The sequence below is a fragment of the Achromobacter colocynthidis genome, from assembly GCF_057334535.1.
Genome location: NZ_JBHFIZ010000014.1, coordinates 25,902 through 41,484, shown reverse-complemented (window position 1 = coordinate 41,484; position 15,583 = coordinate 25,902). Strand labels below are relative to the sequence as shown.

Annotated in this window: 14 protein-coding genes; 1 reads left to right on the top strand and 13 read right to left on the bottom strand. The window is 62.0% G+C overall.

Annotation, left to right across the window (positions count from 1 at the left end; genetic code table 11):
- Window positions 1-6: 6 nt before the first annotated feature.
- The 13 genes from ACE04A_RS05690 to ACE04A_RS05630 form a co-directional block, all read right to left on the bottom strand.
- Complete coding sequence (locus ACE04A_RS05690) at window positions 7-810, bottom strand: hypothetical protein (protein WP_448715780.1); 804 nt, start codon at window positions 808-810, stop codon at window positions 7-9.
- Complete coding sequence (locus ACE04A_RS05685; protein ID WP_279996460.1) at window positions 779-1,630, bottom strand: hypothetical protein; 852 nt, start codon at window positions 1,628-1,630, stop codon at window positions 779-781. Before ACE04A_RS05685 ends, ACE04A_RS05690 begins: the two co-directional genes overlap by 32 nt.
- A 63-nt stretch (window positions 1,631-1,693) precedes the next feature.
- Window positions 1,694-2,473, bottom strand: a complete 780-nt coding sequence (locus ACE04A_RS05680) for a hypothetical protein (RefSeq protein ID WP_448715778.1) — start codon at window positions 2,471-2,473, stop codon at window positions 1,694-1,696.
- Window positions 2,474-2,538: 65 nt separating this feature from the next.
- Entirely contained in the window at window positions 2,539-3,318 is a 780-nt protein-coding gene (locus ACE04A_RS05675; protein ID WP_448715777.1) for a hypothetical protein, read from the bottom strand.
- A gap of 63 nt (window positions 3,319-3,381) precedes the next feature.
- Complete coding sequence (locus tag ACE04A_RS05670; protein ID WP_485819929.1) at window positions 3,382-4,185, bottom strand: DUF3304 domain-containing protein; 804 nt, start codon at window positions 4,183-4,185, stop codon at window positions 3,382-3,384.
- Entirely contained in the window at window positions 4,154-5,005 is an 852-nt protein-coding gene (locus ACE04A_RS05665) for a hypothetical protein (protein ID WP_448715775.1), read from the bottom strand. The genes ACE04A_RS05670 and ACE04A_RS05665 overlap by 32 nt, the downstream gene beginning before the upstream one ends.
- A complete protein-coding gene (locus tag ACE04A_RS05660; RefSeq protein ID WP_448715774.1) occupies window positions 4,998-5,699 on the bottom strand; it encodes a hypothetical protein in 702 nt (233 codons plus the stop codon). The genes ACE04A_RS05665 and ACE04A_RS05660 overlap by 8 nt, the downstream gene beginning before the upstream one ends.
- 95 nt (window positions 5,700-5,794) lie before the next feature.
- Window positions 5,795-8,113, bottom strand: a complete 2,319-nt coding sequence (locus ACE04A_RS05655) for a T6SS phospholipase effector Tle1-like catalytic domain-containing protein (RefSeq protein WP_448715773.1) — start codon at window positions 8,111-8,113, stop codon at window positions 5,795-5,797.
- Window positions 8,106-8,885, bottom strand: a complete 780-nt coding sequence (locus ACE04A_RS05650) for a DUF3304 domain-containing protein (protein ID WP_279996449.1) — start codon at window positions 8,883-8,885, stop codon at window positions 8,106-8,108. The genes ACE04A_RS05655 and ACE04A_RS05650 overlap by 8 nt, the downstream gene beginning before the upstream one ends.
- Window positions 8,878-9,660, bottom strand: a complete 783-nt coding sequence (locus tag ACE04A_RS05645; RefSeq protein ID WP_485819928.1) for a DUF3304 domain-containing protein — start codon at window positions 9,658-9,660, stop codon at window positions 8,878-8,880. The genes ACE04A_RS05650 and ACE04A_RS05645 overlap by 8 nt, the downstream gene beginning before the upstream one ends.
- Before the next feature lie 4 nt (window positions 9,661-9,664).
- Window positions 9,665-10,645, bottom strand: coding sequence for a DUF4123 domain-containing protein (locus ACE04A_RS05640; protein WP_448715770.1), 981 nt, complete (start codon window positions 10,643-10,645; stop codon window positions 9,665-9,667).
- 5 nt (window positions 10,646-10,650) lie between these two features.
- On the bottom strand, window positions 10,651-13,599 hold the full coding sequence (locus tag ACE04A_RS05635; protein WP_448715769.1) for a type VI secretion system Vgr family protein: 2,949 nt from the start codon (window positions 13,597-13,599) through the stop codon (window positions 10,651-10,653).
- A gap of 73 nt (window positions 13,600-13,672) precedes the next feature.
- Window positions 13,673-14,548 (bottom strand): hypothetical protein, encoded by an 876-nt coding sequence (locus ACE04A_RS05630; RefSeq protein WP_448715768.1) that lies wholly within the window; start codon window positions 14,546-14,548, stop codon window positions 13,673-13,675.
- Between the two features lie 192 nt (window positions 14,549-14,740).
- On the opposite strand from ACE04A_RS05630, the gene ACE04A_RS05625 reads away from it, so the two are divergent.
- Window positions 14,741-15,583, top strand: coding sequence for a M15 family metallopeptidase (locus ACE04A_RS05625; protein ID WP_404976451.1), 843 nt, complete (start codon window positions 14,741-14,743; stop codon window positions 15,581-15,583).

Here is a 15,583-nt window from a genome sequence, read left to right as displayed (position 1 = left end):
TTCTCGTCAGACATTCTTGTCTCCCGCGGGCGCCCCCAATGCCTTCATACGCGCGAGCTTTTCAGCCGGCAACGCAGCAACGGCCCGTCCGAAGTCTCCGGGCTTTCGAGTCGAGTCATTCAACAGCGCAGCGATCTCCGCATCCTTGTCAAAATCCGATGCGACGACGAAGTACAAATACATATAGCCGCGCATGTCTTCGGCGCCTTCGATGCGGTATTGCATCCAGGCGCGCTTCGCGACCTTTGCAAGAACATGCTTCAACTGAGTCGCATGCTCGTATCCAACAAGCTCGTTGCGGTATTCCTCGTACAGCCAGCGAGTGGTATCGACGATCGGGATTCTGACTCGGCCCGCCAACTGACGGCTCAACCCAAGCTCCATGTGTTCATCGGGATAGATATGCAATTCAAGAATGAGCGTGCCATCGCCGCCGGGTATCTTCGTGGCGGGAAAATGTATCGATGTTTCCTTCTTGAATTTCCCCTCGTCGAACTTGCCCTCATATAGATTCTTGCGAAGCAAATCCGGATCGCCCCCGCTCCATTTCACGGTGAATTCGGTGCCCTTGAACGTGTAGCAGCAAGAGACCCGCCCGGCTCCTCCACCGGGAGCCAGTGTGCTCGAACTGGCCACGTTGCCCGATGTGTCACTGAGGCGTACCGGCTCCAGGTTCCAGGGCGTGTAGTTGTACGTAATGAGGCTGACGCCTGAGTAGGTAGGCTCGGCATTGCACCCCGCCAATATGCACGGCCCTATCAGCATGCCGATCAGCCGCTTACGCACCCTCGGCTCCCGCTTGGTCAACATTGACATCGTCCGTTCGCGGCGGATGGTTATTTGACGTCGACTTATCCGCTCGCATCCCCGGCGGCGCGCCCGACGCTTTCATCTGCTCGATTCTCTCTTTCGACAGCGCAGCCACCGCTCGGCCAAAATCACCGGGCTTTCGGTTCTTGTCTTTCAGCAGAGCCGAAATCTCTGCATCGTTCTCAAAATCCGAAGCCACGAGGAAGTACAAATACATGTAGCCGCGCATGTCCCCAGCGTCTTCAATGCGATATTTCAGCCAGACCTGCTGCGTGACCTTTGAAAGGTCGTCCCCAAGCTGATCAATATGCTCGTATCCGACCAGCTCGTCTCGGTGCTTCTCGTACAACCAACGGATGGTGTCAGTGAGGGGGATTCTTTCTTTCCCGACCAGTTGGCGAGTCAATGCAAGCTCCATATGTTCATCGGGATAGATGTGCAATTCCAGTACGAGCATGCCGTCACCGCTGGGCACTTCCGTGGCGGGAAAGTGCACAGAGGTTTCCTTTTTAAAGATAGCCTCTTCGTATTTGCCGTCGAACAGGTGCTTGCGTATCACGTCCGGGTCGCCACCGCTCCAATTCACGGTGAAGTCGGTTCCCGAGAACTTGTAGCAGCATGAGACGCTTCCCGCCCCGCCGCCCGCGATGAGGGTGCTGGAACTTGCCACGTTGCCCGAGGCATCACTTAGCTCTACCGGCTCCAGGTTCCAGGGCGTGTAGTTGTACGCGATGAAGCTCACGCCTGAATAGGTAGGCTCGGCATTGCAGCCCGCCAATAGACCCAGCCAGATCATGACGCCGATCAGTTCTTTACGCATCGCTGGCTCCCGTGTTCCAGCGCCACGTCGCCACGTGGTCGCAACGGTTCAATGAGCTTTAGGTCAGACATTTTTGTCTCCCGGTGGCGCGCCGGTTGCCTTCATACGCGCAAGCTTTTCAGCCGGCAACGCCGCAACGGCTCGTCCGAAGTCGCCCGGCTTTCGATCAGGGTCTTTCAACAAAGCAGGGATCTCCGCATCCTTGTCGAAATCCGATGCCACGAGGAAGTACAGATACATGTAGCCACGCATGTCTTCGGCATCTTCGATGCGATATTGCATCCAAGCCCGCTTCGCGACCTTTGAGAGCACATCGTTTACCTGGTCTGAGTGCTCGTAATCGACCAACTCGTCGCGGTGATTCTTGTACAGCCAGCGCGTGGTTTCGACGATCGGGATCCTGACTTGTCCCGCCAGATTGCGGCTTAGCGCAAGCTCCATGTGTTCATCGGGATAGATGTGCAATTCCAGGATGAGCGTGCCATCGCCGCCGGGTATCTTCGTGGCGGGAAAATGTACCGCCGTTTCCTTCTTGAATTTCACCTCGTCGAACTTGCCGTCAAACAGATGCTTGCGAAGCAAATCCGGATCGCCACCGCTCCATTTCACGGTGAATTCGGTGCCTTTGAACGTGTAGCAGCAAGAGACGCTTCCCGCGCCCCCGCCTGGGATTAGCGTGCTGGAACCAGCCACGTTGCCGGATGCGTCACTGAGCTGAACTGGCTCCAAGTTCCAAGGCGTGTAGTTGTACGCAATGAAGCTGACGCCTGAGTAGGTCGGCTCGGCATTGCAGCCGGCCAAGAGGCCCAGCCCTATCAGCATGCCGATCAGCCGCTTACGCATCCCTGGCTCCTGTGTTTTTCAACGCCAAGTAGCCCCTCCGTCGCGACGTTCCGACGAACAGCACTTCACACATTCTTTTCTCCTGGCGGCGCGCCAGACGCCTTCATCTGATTGGTTTTTTCTTTCGATAGCGCAGACACCACGCGACCAAAATCACCCGGCTTTCGATTTGGGTCTTTCAACAGCGCGGCGATCTCCGCATCCTTGTCGAAATCCGATGCCACAAGGAAGTACAGATACATGTAGCCGCGCATGTCCCCGGCGTCTTCGATGCGATATTGCATCCAGGCGCGCTTCGCGACCTTTGAGAGCACATCGTTCACCTGGTCGGAGTGCTCGTAATCGACCAACTCGTTGCGATAATTTCTGTACAACCAGCGCGTGGTTTCGACGATCGGGATCCTGGCGTCCCCTGCCAGATTGCGGCTTAGCGCAAGCTCCATGTGTTCATCGGGATAGATATGCAATTCCAGGATTAGCGTGCCATCGCCGTCGGGTATCTTCGTGGCGGGAAAATGTACCGCCGTTTCCTTCTTGAATTTCACCTCTTCGAACTTTCCGTCAAACAGATGCTTGCGAAGCAGATCCGGATCGCCGCCGCTCCATTTCACGGTGAATTCGGTTCCCCTGAAGGTGTAGCAGCAAGAGACCCGCCCCGCTCCTCCCCCCGGAATGAGGGTGCTGGAACTGGCCACGTTGCCGGATGCGTCACTGAGCCGAACCGGCTCCAAGTTCCAAGGCGTGTAGTTGTACGCAATGAAGCTGACGCCTGAGTAGGTCGGCTCGGCATTGCAGCCGGCCAATAGGCCCAGCCCTATCAGCATGCCGATCAGCCCTTTATGCATTCACGGCCCCGTGTTGCCAAACGCACCGTAGTCCACCAAAGCGGTGTTTCGTTAAGCCCGACTTCACGCATTCTTGTCTCCCGGAGGCGCGCCGTTCTCCTTCATGTGCTCGATTTTTTCTTTCGATAGCGCAGACACAGCACGACCAAAATCACCCGGCTTTCTGTTCGCGTCATTCAACAGCGCAGCGATCTCCGCGTCCTTGTCGAAATCCGATGCGACAACGAAGTACAGATACATGTAGCCGCGCATGTCCTCGACGTCTTCGATGCGGTATTGCATCCAAGCCTGCTTGGCGACCTTGCCCAACACAAGCCCGACCTCATGAATATTGCGGTAATCGTTCAGCGCATCGCGGTGCGTTGCATAGAGCCACCGCGTCGTATCGATGATCGGAATTCTTACCTGGCCGAACAGCTTTCGGCTCAGTGCAAGCTCCATGTGTTCGTCGGGATATATATGCAGCTCAAGGATGAGAGGGCCGTCGCCGGCCGGCGCAGGCGCGGCAGGGAAATGCACCTTGGTCGCCTTTTTGAACATCACTTCGTCAAGCTTTCCGTCGAACAAATGCTGGCGCATTACGTCCACATCTCCACCGCGCCATTGCACGGTGAAATCCATGCCCTTGAGGGTGTAGCAGCACGAGACACTTCCCTCACCTCCCCCGGGTGGGACGGCGGCAGTTCCGGCTGACGCGCCCGAGGCGTCGACCAGGCGAACCGAGGCCAGCTCCCACGGCGTGTAGTTGTACGTAATGAAGCTGACGCCTGAGTAGGTCGACTCGGCATTGCAGCCGGCCAAGAGCCCCAGTCCTATCAGCATGCCGATCAGCCGCTTACGCGCCCCCGCCCCCCGCTTGATCTGCATTGACGTCGTCCGTTCTCGGCGGCTGCTTTTTTGGCGTCGACTTATTCGCTCGCATCCCCGGCAGCGCGCCAGATGCTTTCATTTGCTCGATTCTCTCTTTCGACAGCGCAGCCACCGCCCGACCAAAATCGCCGGGCTTTCGGCTCTTGTCTTTCAGCAGGGCCGAAATCTCTGCATCGTTCTCGAAGTCCGAAGCGACTGTGAAGTAGAGGTACATGTACCCGCGCATGTCTTCGGCATCTTCGATCCGATATTTCAGCCACGCCTGCTGCGTGACCTTTGCAAGGTCGTCCCCAAACTGATGAATATGCTCGTATCCGATCAGCTCGTTGCGATGGTTCCTGTACAACCAGCGTATGGTGTCGGTGATCGGAATCCTGTCTTGCCCCGCAAGCTGGCGGCTTAATGCAAGCTCCATATGTTCATCGGGGTAAATGTGCAGCTCCAGGATGAGCGTGCCGTCACCGCCGGGTACCTTCGTGGCTGGAAAATGCACCGACGTTTCCTTCTTGAATTTCACTTCGTCGAACTTGCCGTCAAACAGATGCTTGCGAAGCAAATCCGGATCGCCGCCGCTCCATTTCACGGTGAAGTCGGTGCCCCTGAACGTGTAGCAGCAAGAAACGCTTCCCCCGCCGCCGCCCGGCACGAGGGTGCTGGAACTGGCTACGCTGCCCGATGCATCACTAAGGCGAACCGGCTCCAGGTTCCACGGCGTGTAGTTGTAGGTAACCAGGCTGACGCCGCTGTACACCGGCTCCCCGTTGCAGCCCGTCAAAAGGCCAAGCCCCAACAGCGCGCCAACCGCCGCCCTACGCATTCTTGTCTCCCGGTGGGGTGCCAGCTGCCTTGATCTGATCGATCGTCGTTGGCGGCAACTCGGTGATCGCTTTGGCGAAATCGCCGGGTGCGCGTCCTGGCTTGCTGAGTATTTCCTTTACATGCGGATCCGCATCGAAGTTCGAGGCGACGGTAAAGTACAACCGCATGTACTGGCGCATGTCTTGCGCGTCCTCGATTCTGTATTTCGTCCATGCTTGCTTGGCGACCTTCGCGAGGACATAACGCAACTCATGTATGTCTTCGTAGTCGACCAGCTCGTCTCGATGATGCTCGTAAAGCCAACGGGTCGTGTCAGGAATTGGAATTCTGGCCTGACCCAATAGCTGTCGACTCAAGGCAAGCTCGATGTGCTCATCGGGGTAAATGTGCAATTCCAAAATGAGCGGGCCTTCGCCCGCAGGGGCTTCCTGATACGGGAAATGCACCTTCGTTTCTTTGGCGAAGAGCACGTCGTCGAATTTTCCATCGAACATATGCTTGCGCATCAGGTCAGCGTCACCACCGCGCCACCTGACCGTGAAGTCCGTTCCCTTAAGCGTGTAGCAGCACGACACGCTGCCTTCACCGCCGCCAGACCGAATCATGCCGCTTCCGGCTACAGCGCCTGAAGCGTCGATGATTCGGACGGAGGTCAAGTCCCAGGGCATGTAGTTGTAGGTGATGAGGCTCACGTTTGGGTACGTGGGCTCGGCGTTACAACCGGCCAACAAGCCCACGCAACACAGCAACGCGATCCATGCCCTACGCATGTCTGTCGCTCGCCCCGTCAAGGCCGCACGGGGGTCATCTGTTGAATGTTCTGCTCTGCTCGCGCGGCCTGGGCCTCGACCCTTTCCGCGTTGCGCATGTCCTTGGCTCGCTGCGACATTTCCGCCTTGGCGTCGGTCTTGGCGAACACATCCTTGTCGCGGACGCGGAAGTACATCGTGGTGCTGGCCAGCAGGTGATCGGGCCAACTACTCAACATGGCGTCGTGCACCAGCCAGTCGAACAAGGTCATGACCTTGGGGGGCAACTGCGTTTTGCCGTCGCGGGCGTCGCGCCAGGCGGTCAGCAGGCGTTGCTGAACCGCGCGCTCGACCTTGATGTCGGCCAGGGGATCGGCCGCCTTTTCTGGCGGGCCGCCGCCGCGCTTGATCAAGTCGTTGCGCATGTTCTCGCGGTCGCGCATGTCCTGGTCCATCAACTCCATGGTGCGCAACACTTGCGGGCTATTGCGCTCCAGGTCCGCGCGGCGCTGCGCGGTATCGGCATCCTGCTGTTCCGCGCGTTCCAGGCTCTTGTACTCCTCTTCCAGACGCTCCCAGAGCGGCTTGAATCGTTGCGGCGGCAATTCGCCACGGCTTTCCGAGGCGCGTTGCCAACGCTCATTCTTAAGCGCCTCCAGCTCGCGCAAGCGGGCCGTATTTTCCGGCTTGTTGCGTTCCTCGGCGGGCAATGCCGACACGCGCCGCAGCTCTTCGTTGTACTCCTGTTCCGGCGTGAAGAAATCGCGGTCCTTGATCCACGCCTCGGCCGGATCCGACAGTTCGGCGCGGAACGTTGGGTCTTGATAACGCACGGCCAGCCAACGCAGGAATGCCTCCATATGCGGCATGAAGTCTATGCCGGGCTCGTACTTGACCACCTCGCGATACGCTTTGACCAGATCCAGGATCTGGTTTTTCGTACTGCCATCCACAATCGGTTCGGACAGCGAAAACTGCAGATAGGTATCGGGCTTCAGGTCGGCCAGCCGCTCCATGCTATGAAAGGCCGCGCCGTGCGAAAGGGCCTGGTTCATCATGTCGCGCAGCGCCACGCGCGACAGCTCTACGCGCGCATTCAGCGACCCGGGCGGACTGACACCCGTCACATCGCCACTGGACCCCGGATACAGATACTGCAGGCCGCGCGTCTTCTCCAGGCTGTCCATGCGCTGGTTGCGACGCAACTCATGCGCGGCCGCGTAATGCACGCACATCTGCACGGCGGCCGGCACTGTCAGCGTCCGATCCTTGTGCGTCTGTTTGATGAGGTCAGTGACAGGAAAGAAGCCCAGGAACGTGTTTTCGTCCATGATGGACGCGACCGAATCAAGCAGACCCATGAAGCGGATCTGGATATCGGCATCTGACTTGTTCTTTGTTCGGTCGCCAATCACCGCCAGGTCTGCATCGTGACGACGGCGGTACTTCTTGACCAGATCATTGACGAACTGGCGCGCGACCACGCCCCCCCGGTCCGCGCCGAACACGGTGATTTCAATGCGGCGCACATTCTGCCCTTCGCTCACGGCGTCGTAGGCCGCCTTGAACTGCCGCAATGCCGAGTCCACGCGCACGTCAACGCCCGTACCCATCAGGTAGGCCACCGTTTCCTGATCGCGGATGATCGGCACCGTTTCCATCATGGTTGACTTGGCCGCTTCCTTGCCGGCCGTCCATGCGACCTTCAGCGGATTCTTCTTGAAGCCCGACCAGAAGCCGCGAATGGTCGCGCGCGCGCGGTTCACCACTCGCTCGGGGTCCCACGCATTCCAGATCCGGACGGCCTTTTCGGGCAGCGTTCGCACATCTTTCACGACGTCCTTGTACGCCTTGACCATCGGCTGATAGGACGACTCACGCAGCGACTTTTTCACCGCCGCCGTCAGGCGCCCGGTGAGCTTATGGTTCGGAATCTCATCCGTGCGCAAGACATTGCCGACGTTGGCCGATATCGCCTTTTGCGCGTTGCTGGCCGCTTTCATGCCCGCCTTCGCGGCGGCATAGATCATGTCGTCATTCTCCGCATCGGCATTCAGATCCGTGCCCAGGCCCGAGTAGTAAAACCGGAACCAGTGGTGCTTTTCAGGGCGACCGGGATCGCTCTGGACGTAGTGCGCTTCCCATAAGCGGCAGATGTTCGAGTAGTACGTCGGGTGCTTCGCATCTTCATCGCGGCTACGGCCAAAGCCATCAAAGAAGAACCCCATCCGCAGAACCGCACCGCATTCATTGCAGTCGTCCTTGGGGTAAGCCGCCTCATTCTGGGCCATCGCCTTCAGCACCGATGCCGGCGTACGGTTCTCCGGCGGCAAATCACTGGATTGCGCGTCAGACATTCTTATCTCCCGGCGGGGTACCCATGGCTTTGATCTGCTCCAGCTTCGCCTGCGGCAACGCCGCGACCTCCCGGGCGAAATCGCCGGGCGCGCGGCCCGGCTTGTCCAGGATCGCCTTCACCTGCGCATCCGAATCGAAGTTCGATGCCACCGTGAAGTACAACAACATGTATTGGCGCAGGTCTTGCTTGTCTTCGATGCGATATTTCTTCCATGCCGACTGCAACACCTTCGCGGTCGCGCGCAGCAGTTCGGCGTCGCTGCGGTAGGCGCCAAGCGATGCGCGATGCTCGCGCCACAGCCAGTCCACGGTATCGACAATGGGAATCCGCGTCTGGCCCAGCAGTTTGCGGCTTAGCGCCAGCTCCATGTGCTCGTCAGGGTAAATGTGCAGTTCCAGATACAGCGGGCCATCACCCGCCGGGATCTCGGCGGCCGGAAAGTTGATGGCGCCCTGCCGGTCGAAATAGAGCGAGTCGGCTTTGCCATCGTGCAAATGCTTGCGCAGCAACTCGGCGTCGACGCCGCGCCAATCCACAGTGAACTCGGTACCTTTAAGCGTGAAGCAGCAGGTCACCGAACCCTCGCCGCCCCCCGGGCTGACCTGCATCGTCGACGCCACGCCATCACCCTTGTCCTTGACGCTGATGCTGCGGATATTCCACGGCGTGTAGTTATAGGCGATGAAACTGACGCCTTGGTAGACCGGCTCGCTATTGCAACCCGCCAGCATGCCCAGCCACAACAGCGCGGCGATCAATCCCTTACGCATTCGTATCTCCTGAAGGGCTACCCGCAGCCTTGATCTGATCGATCGTTGCTTGTGGCAGCGCCGTAATCGCCGTGGCGAAATCACCGGGCGCGCGTCCTGGCTTGTTCAATATTTCCGTTATCCGCGGATCTGAATCGAAATTCGACGCCACGGTGAAGGCCATCAGCATGTACTGGCGCATGTCTTGCGCATCCTCGATCTTGTATTTTTTCCAAGCCTGCCCGGCCACCTTGGCCAACGCGCGCTGCAAGTCATATACATTCTCGTACTGGCCCAACGATGCGCCATGCGTCTCATACAACCAACGCGTGGTCTCCACGATCGGTATCCGCACCTGTCCCAGCAGCTCTCGGCTCAAGGCCATTTCCATATGCTCGTCGGGATAGATATGCAGTTCTAGATACAGCGGCCCCTCGCCCGGAGGAGTCTTCGTCGGGGGAAACGCGACGGACGTGGTCTTCGTGAAGAAAGCCGATTCGTACTTTGCCTCGTCGTACATGTACTTCTGCATCAATGCGCCATCGCCCCCGCGCCAGCGCACCTTGAATTCCGTGCCCTTGAGCGTGTAGCAGCACGCCACCGCGCCTTCACCGCCGCCGGGGCTGACCGATCCTGTGCCGGCTTTTCCGCCCTGGGCATCCTGGACCTGGACGTACTCCAGGTCCCACGGCGTGTAGTTGTAGGTAATGAAGCTGACGCCCTGGTAGCTCGGCTCGCCATTGCAGCCCGCCACCAGGCCCAGCCCCAGCAGTCCGGCCGCCAGCCTGGTGGTCACGCCCCTACGCATCACGACTATCCTGACCAGCCCAATGCAGGGCCTGCACCTCATCCCACACCGCATCCGGCACGCCCGCCAGCGCCTTTGCCAGCGCGCCGTCATCACCTGGCTGATACCCCCGCAAGCCTTCACGGATCAGCGAATGCTCATCAAAGCGAGGCGAAATCGATATGCCCCACGCCACATAATCAAACGTGTCCTTGTCGCCCGCCACGCCATGTGCGCGCGCGCGTTCCAACTGCGCTTGCACGCGCGGCACCAGCGCGTCCTGATCCGGGTCGCCGGGTAGCAGGCCGGGATACAGGCGGCGTAGTTGCACCGCGAGCTTGTCGGGGTAGTCCAGGTCGAACAGCATCTGGTGCTGCTCGGGCGTGAAGCGTTGGATGCCGTCGGGTTGGTCTGCGGGCAGCCTGCCGGTGCCCGACAGTTCAGCCTGCGATCCGTCACGCAGCGCGTAGCGCAAGGTGATGAGCGGTGCGGCGAAGCGGGCGCGTTGTTCGGCGGTCCAGACTTGCAGGGCGCGAGCCAGGATGCGGGTGTCGTACCAGTGCAGGAAGAACTCGCTGGCGTCGGGCAAGGCGTAGTCGCAGAAGCGGCCGAAGTGGGCGATCAGTTTTTCCAGGGGCACGGCGGACGCGAAGCTCATCATGGCGTAGCGGCCGCTGCTGCGTTCGTGCAGGGTGTTCAGTACGCGGACCAGCGGCGTGCTGAAATCCCCCCGGGGCGGCCCGCGCAGCACGCCCTGCGATGCGCCGTCCACTTCAATCAACAGGGGCGCGACATCGCCGTAGATGTCCAGCCCGGTCTGCGCCCAGACCGAGCCAAAGCTCAGGTCTTCGGTGGCGGTGATGCGGGCCAGCAGATCGGGGTGGCCACGAAAATCAACAATCACGTACGCCCGCGCGGCTTCGCCGTAGGGTCCACGGTGATGCGGCAATTCCGCGAAGCTGGAAAGCAGCGCCTGCTGCCAGGAATAAGCCATCGCCCTTACGCCTTGTCGGTGATGGACTGCACGCTCTCCTGGGCGTCCAGCACGCAGCTTTTGCAGACCGTGAACTGCGGAAACGGATACGGCATCTGCGTGGGGCCGGAGAATTGCTTATTGCCGGTCTTGACGTCGATGCGGCCCGGCGCGGTGACCGTGATGTTGCCGCCTTCGATGACGATGCTGGCGCCCGCCGCGTTGGCGATGCGGATGCGCTTGGGCGAGGCGTATTCAATGCCGGCGTTGGCGCTGATCATGCGCAAGTCCTGCTGCGCCTGCACGGTCAGCACGTCGTGCTGCGAGATCACGTCGACCTCGCCGGTGCCGGCGATGAGATCCAGGCCCGACTCCGCCCCGCCCTTTTGTACGCCGGCCACGATACCCAGCGCCTGGCCCGTATGTACGCGCAGCGAGCCGACGACGGCCAGGTTGTGGTCTTGTCCGGCCGACCAATGCACCAGTTCGCCCGCCGCCACCTGCACATTGCGGCCGGCCGCCTGCGTCAAGCCGGCGCGGCCCGCCATCAGCACCAAGGGGTCGGTCAGGTGCGGCACTTTGCCGTCGACCACTTCCGTGTGTTTGGCCGAGGCGTCGCCCGCCGCGCCGCCGACAGCCTGGCCGTCCACCGTGCCGGAGACGGCGTGCGTCATGGCGGCCAGGGGCGCGCGTTCGCCGTCCAGGCGGCTGGCGCCCGCCGACGTGGTGCCGCGTGCCGAGGCCAGGCGCACGCCCTGATGCGCGCCGATCACGCCATCAAACGACTGCGCCATGATGTCGGCCTGCCCGGCCAGCGCCAGGGGCGCCGCCGCGTCGCCGGCAGGTTCGCTGCCGCCGGCCGTGTAGGTGGTGAGCAGCACGCCCGCGCCGCCGCGCAAGGCGCCGAACGCATCGGTGCGCAATTCCGCGCCCACGCCGCGCACGTTGCCGCGATAGTTGCCGGCCTGGTGGATCAGGTGGCCCAGGTTCAATTCGCTGGCGGACTGCGTGGACTTGATCTGCATGCGCAACTGGCCGTCGCTGTCGTCGAAGACGATCTGGTTGTAGCCGTCGCCGCCGAATTCCTTGCTCTTGAAGCCGCTTAGCGCCGCCGCGTTGCGATGCTGTTCGTCGCCCGCCGCCGCGCCATGCCAGGCCGGTGCGTTGCCGCTGGCCAGGTTGGCCTGCGCGCTGGGCTTGCCGTCCATGGCGGCCGCGTAAACCTCGGTGTTCATGGGCTCGCCGGACTTGCCGCCGGGCGTGGACGGAATGCCGCCTTCGCCGCGCCCGTTGTAGAGCGCGCCGACGACCAGGGGCTGATCGATGTCTTCATCCAAGAAGCGCACCAGCACTTCCTGGCCGATACGCGGCACGAAGCTCATGCCCATGCCCGCGCCCGCCTGACGTTGCGCCACGCGCGCCCAGCGGCTTTTAGCCAAGCCATCGCCATCGGCCTGCCAATGAAAGCGCACGCGCACGTCGCCGCGCGCGTTGCGGTGGATCTCGTCTTCGCCGCTGGCCTCGGTGGCGCCTTCGGCGTTGGTGACGATGGCGGTGTGTACGCCCACGGCGGACGGCGCGCCCGCGAGTCTTGCACCGCGTGCTACGGCGGGCAAGGCTCGCCAGGGGCGGTCGCAGCGCACAGCGCGAAAGCGGTTGGCATAGCCGACCTCGTGCGCGCGAGCCAGCACGGCAGCGTCGGGGCGAGGCTCGCCGATGCGTGCATCGTCTTGATGCAGGCCGGGGGCTATGGCGTCGTCGCTTGCGTCGTCGATGCCGTAGTTGATCGCGTGGCCACTGTCCGCGCCGTGTTCCGCCTCGGACGCCTCGTCATCTTCAAAGCATAGGAAGTCGTCCAGCGCGCCCAGCTTGTCGGCCAGGCTGGCGTCGGCCTGCCCGGGCAAGTTGTTGATGCCGACGTGTTCCAGGCGATCCAGCGCGAAGGCAGGCTCGAACCCTGCCTCGCCCGCTGGCCCCAGCGGCGACATGTCTTGCAGCGTGAAGCGCGTGCCCGATCGGAAGGTGCGCACGTTGCCGCGTCCGATGAAGGTCTCGGCGCTGGCCTGAGCAGCCTGCATCAACAGGCTGGCCTGAAACTGCGCGTGTGCCTGGTTCAGCAAGCCGCCGTGGCCCAGCGGTTCAAACCATTCCAGGCCGGCGCTGTCTTCGTCTGAACCATGGGCGGGGCCGGCCAGCGCCTGGCCGGTTACGGCGTGCTTGCCGCTGTCGTGCCACGCCAGGACCGTTACCCGCTCGACCGCGCGGCGTTGCCTGCGCACCAGCGCCTGCACGCCGTCGCGCGTTTCCGTGGCGTGCGCGCGTTGAAAGCGCACGCCCGCGCTTGCGGATTCGGTGTCTTCGGGCAAGCCACGGCTATCGGCGAAGATCAGCACGGCATGGCGCGCGGGCGCGCCGCTGTCTTCCACGGTGGTCCAGCCCAGTCCCGATTCCGCAAGCAGGCGCGACAGGAAGGCGTAGTCCGTTTCGCGGTACTGCGTGGTGTAGGGGCGCGCGGGCAGATCGGCCAGATGGCGCTCGACATCGTCGGCGACTTTATAGGTGTAGCCCTCGTAGCTGTCCAGCACGTGACGCACGATGTCCAGCACCGGCTGGTTCTCGTAGATGCGGCTGTCGCGCCGCTGAGTGGCCAGCCACAACCAGGGCGCGAGCGTGACGCGGTAGCGCGCCTTGCCCGCATTGCCGCCCAGCATTTCGGCGGCGCGCACGATGCCGCTGCGTCCGGCTTCGCTGCCATCGGCGCGCGTGGCCCACAGCGTGGCCGGGCGCGACACCATGTCATTCAGGTCAAGGCCCGCGTCTTGCGACAGCGCCACCACGCGTGTTTCGCCCAGATCCGACAGGCCTTCGCGCGCGACCCAGCCTTCCACTTGCAGGGACGCCAACGCGCCCTCACCGTCCAAGCGGTAAAGGCGGGACTCGGCGCTGGCACTGCTGTTGCTTGGGTTCACAGCCATAAAGCAAAAACCTTAAGGGGGGACGTCGGTGATAAGGGCCGCAATGGGACGATGACGGTTAAACGATGGCGATTCAGGGTTCGACGTTGGCCTGCGGCGTAGGGCATTCGGCGGCGGTGCCCCACTGGCCCGCGCACACTCTCAGCCGGCATTGCTCGCCTTCAATAAAGCTGAGCTGGCGGCATTCCTTCAAGCGCTCGGACAACGATGATCCCGGCATCACGCGCATGAAGATGCCGTCGGTTTTGTACACGCGGGTGCCGGGTGGCGAAGCAGGCGGCAGACCGTAGTTCATCAATGCCGACAACAAGGCCGCATCGGTATCGGCCGGCTTGGCGGACTTGCGCGCGGGGTTGCTTGTCGCGGTCGGGCTGGCTGCGGACTTGGCCGCGCGCGGGGCGTCATTGCCATGCAGCGTGCCGGCTTGCCGCGCGCGCTGTTCGGCCGCCTGGCGCGTGGGACCAGGCGCGGCCGCCGTAGCGGGCGGCGTCATCGCCAGCACGGACAGCGGGTTGGTGGGTTCGCCCAAGGGTTCAGGATCGCCACGCCCCAGGTCCGCGTCTGGCGCGGGTGGCGACTCATCGATGATGGCGGCGACTTCCGGTGGCTTATCAGCCGGCGCGGACGCCACGCTGGCCACGGGTGCGGGCGTGGGCTGCGTCGTCACGGACGGGTCGTTGGCCTGCGCCTGCAACGGCGCCGCCGTATCTTGATGAATGAACCAGGTGATGCCGCCCGCCAACAACGCCAGCAACAATGCCAGCGCCACCCAGCGACCGGCGCGTGTTCCACGCTGCGTCGCAAGGTGTTTGACCTCGGCTTCGGGCGCGCGCCCTTCAAGCGCGGCCAGGATGCGCGTCGGCTCGGCATCGCCACGCGCACGCGCGGAGCCACTGAGCAAACTCGGCGCGGTCGTCGTAGGGCGAGCTTCTTTTTCGTCTTCTGCCATGCGGGTTCCCGTGTCAGCAGGAGGCGTGTGCAGCCCCCCTGTAACCAAGCCCGTCGAGAATACCCGAACACCTCTTTTCGATCACTCTTCCTTGTTACGATTTCTAAGGGACCGACGCGGTTTGCAACGCCGGATCGCTTGCCTCAAGGGCGAATAGAACAAAAGATTACGCCTTCACATGAGGGACCTATCTTGTTACTGCTACTGCCCCTGTATTTTTTACTGGCGGTGGGCGTCTCCGCTCTCCTGTTTTTTCCGGCTCTGCGCCAAGGCGCGGTGCGGAGTTTGCGCGCGTGCGCACAGGGCGTTGCACGGGGCGCGACGCGTGGTGCAAGCCATGCGGGCGGTGCCGTGGGCGGTACGGCGGGCGCCGTGCAAGGTGGGCTGAAAGTGTCTGCGGGATGGGTCGCGCGGCATCGTTGGCAGGTGGCAATCGGGCTGACAGTTGTATTGCTTCCGTCACTTTTTGCTTTCCTCATGCGACACAATCACACATTCGTTTACAGCCCTCAAATGACGGGTCCGGACCGCAGAATCCAGGCTTTGCTGGAGGGTGAACGGCTGGCGACACCCGCCCCGTTGCCCCCCGAAGCGTTCACCACGCGCGAAGTGGAATTGGTGCGTCCGAAGCTGGGCGGCGCCAGCCGCAATTGGGATCTGCTGGATGCCGATTTCCGTCAGCGCCTGCTGCTGGCCTACCGCATCATGCGCGAGCAGCACGGCTACGAAATGGCGCTGATCGAGGGCTATCGCAGCCCCGAGCGGCAGGAAGAACTGGCGGGCATGGGCTCGCACGTGACGAACGCGGGTGCGTTCCAGAGCTATCACCAATATGGTCTTGCCGCCGACAGCGCGTTCTATCGCGACGGCAAGATCGTCATCTCGGAAAAAGACCCCTGGGCCATGCGCGGCTATGAACTGTTTGGCCAAACCGCGGAACTGGTCGGGCTGACCTGGGGCGGGCGCTGGAAGATGATGGACTTTGGCCACGTAGAACTGCGCCGGCCCGGCGTGATGCAACGGTCGGGAGGCTAA

Coding starts and splice junctions, on each gene's coding strand:
- ACE04A_RS05630 (WP_448715768.1), bottom strand. CDS start 14,548: ATGGCAGAAGACGAAAAAGAAGCTCGCCCTACGACGACCGCGCCGAGT.
- ACE04A_RS05650 (WP_279996449.1), bottom strand. CDS start 8,885: ATGCGTAAGGGATTGATCGCCGCGCTGTTGTGGCTGGGCATGCTGGCG.
- ACE04A_RS05675 (WP_448715777.1), bottom strand. CDS start 3,318: ATGCATAAAGGGCTGATCGGCATGCTGATAGGGCTGGGCCTATTGGCC.
- ACE04A_RS05655 (WP_448715773.1), bottom strand. CDS start 8,113: ATGTCTGACGCGCAATCCAGTGATTTGCCGCCGGAGAACCGTACGCCG.
- ACE04A_RS05690 (WP_448715780.1), bottom strand. CDS start 810: ATGTTGACCAAGCGGGAGCCGAGGGTGCGTAAGCGGCTGATCGGCATG.
- ACE04A_RS05665 (WP_448715775.1), bottom strand. CDS start 5,005: ATGCGTAGGGCGGCGGTTGGCGCGCTGTTGGGGCTTGGCCTTTTGACG.
- ACE04A_RS05685 (WP_279996460.1), bottom strand. CDS start 1,630: ATGCGTAAAGAACTGATCGGCGTCATGATCTGGCTGGGTCTATTGGCG.
- ACE04A_RS05670 (WP_485819929.1), bottom strand. CDS start 4,185: ATGCAGATCAAGCGGGGGGCGGGGGCGCGTAAGCGGCTGATCGGCATG.
- ACE04A_RS05640 (WP_448715770.1), bottom strand. CDS start 10,645: ATGGCTTATTCCTGGCAGCAGGCGCTGCTTTCCAGCTTCGCGGAATTG.
- ACE04A_RS05680 (WP_448715778.1), bottom strand. CDS start 2,473: ATGCGTAAGCGGCTGATCGGCATGCTGATAGGGCTGGGCCTCTTGGCC.
- ACE04A_RS05635 (WP_448715769.1), bottom strand. CDS start 13,599: ATGGCTGTGAACCCAAGCAACAGCAGTGCCAGCGCCGAGTCCCGCCTT.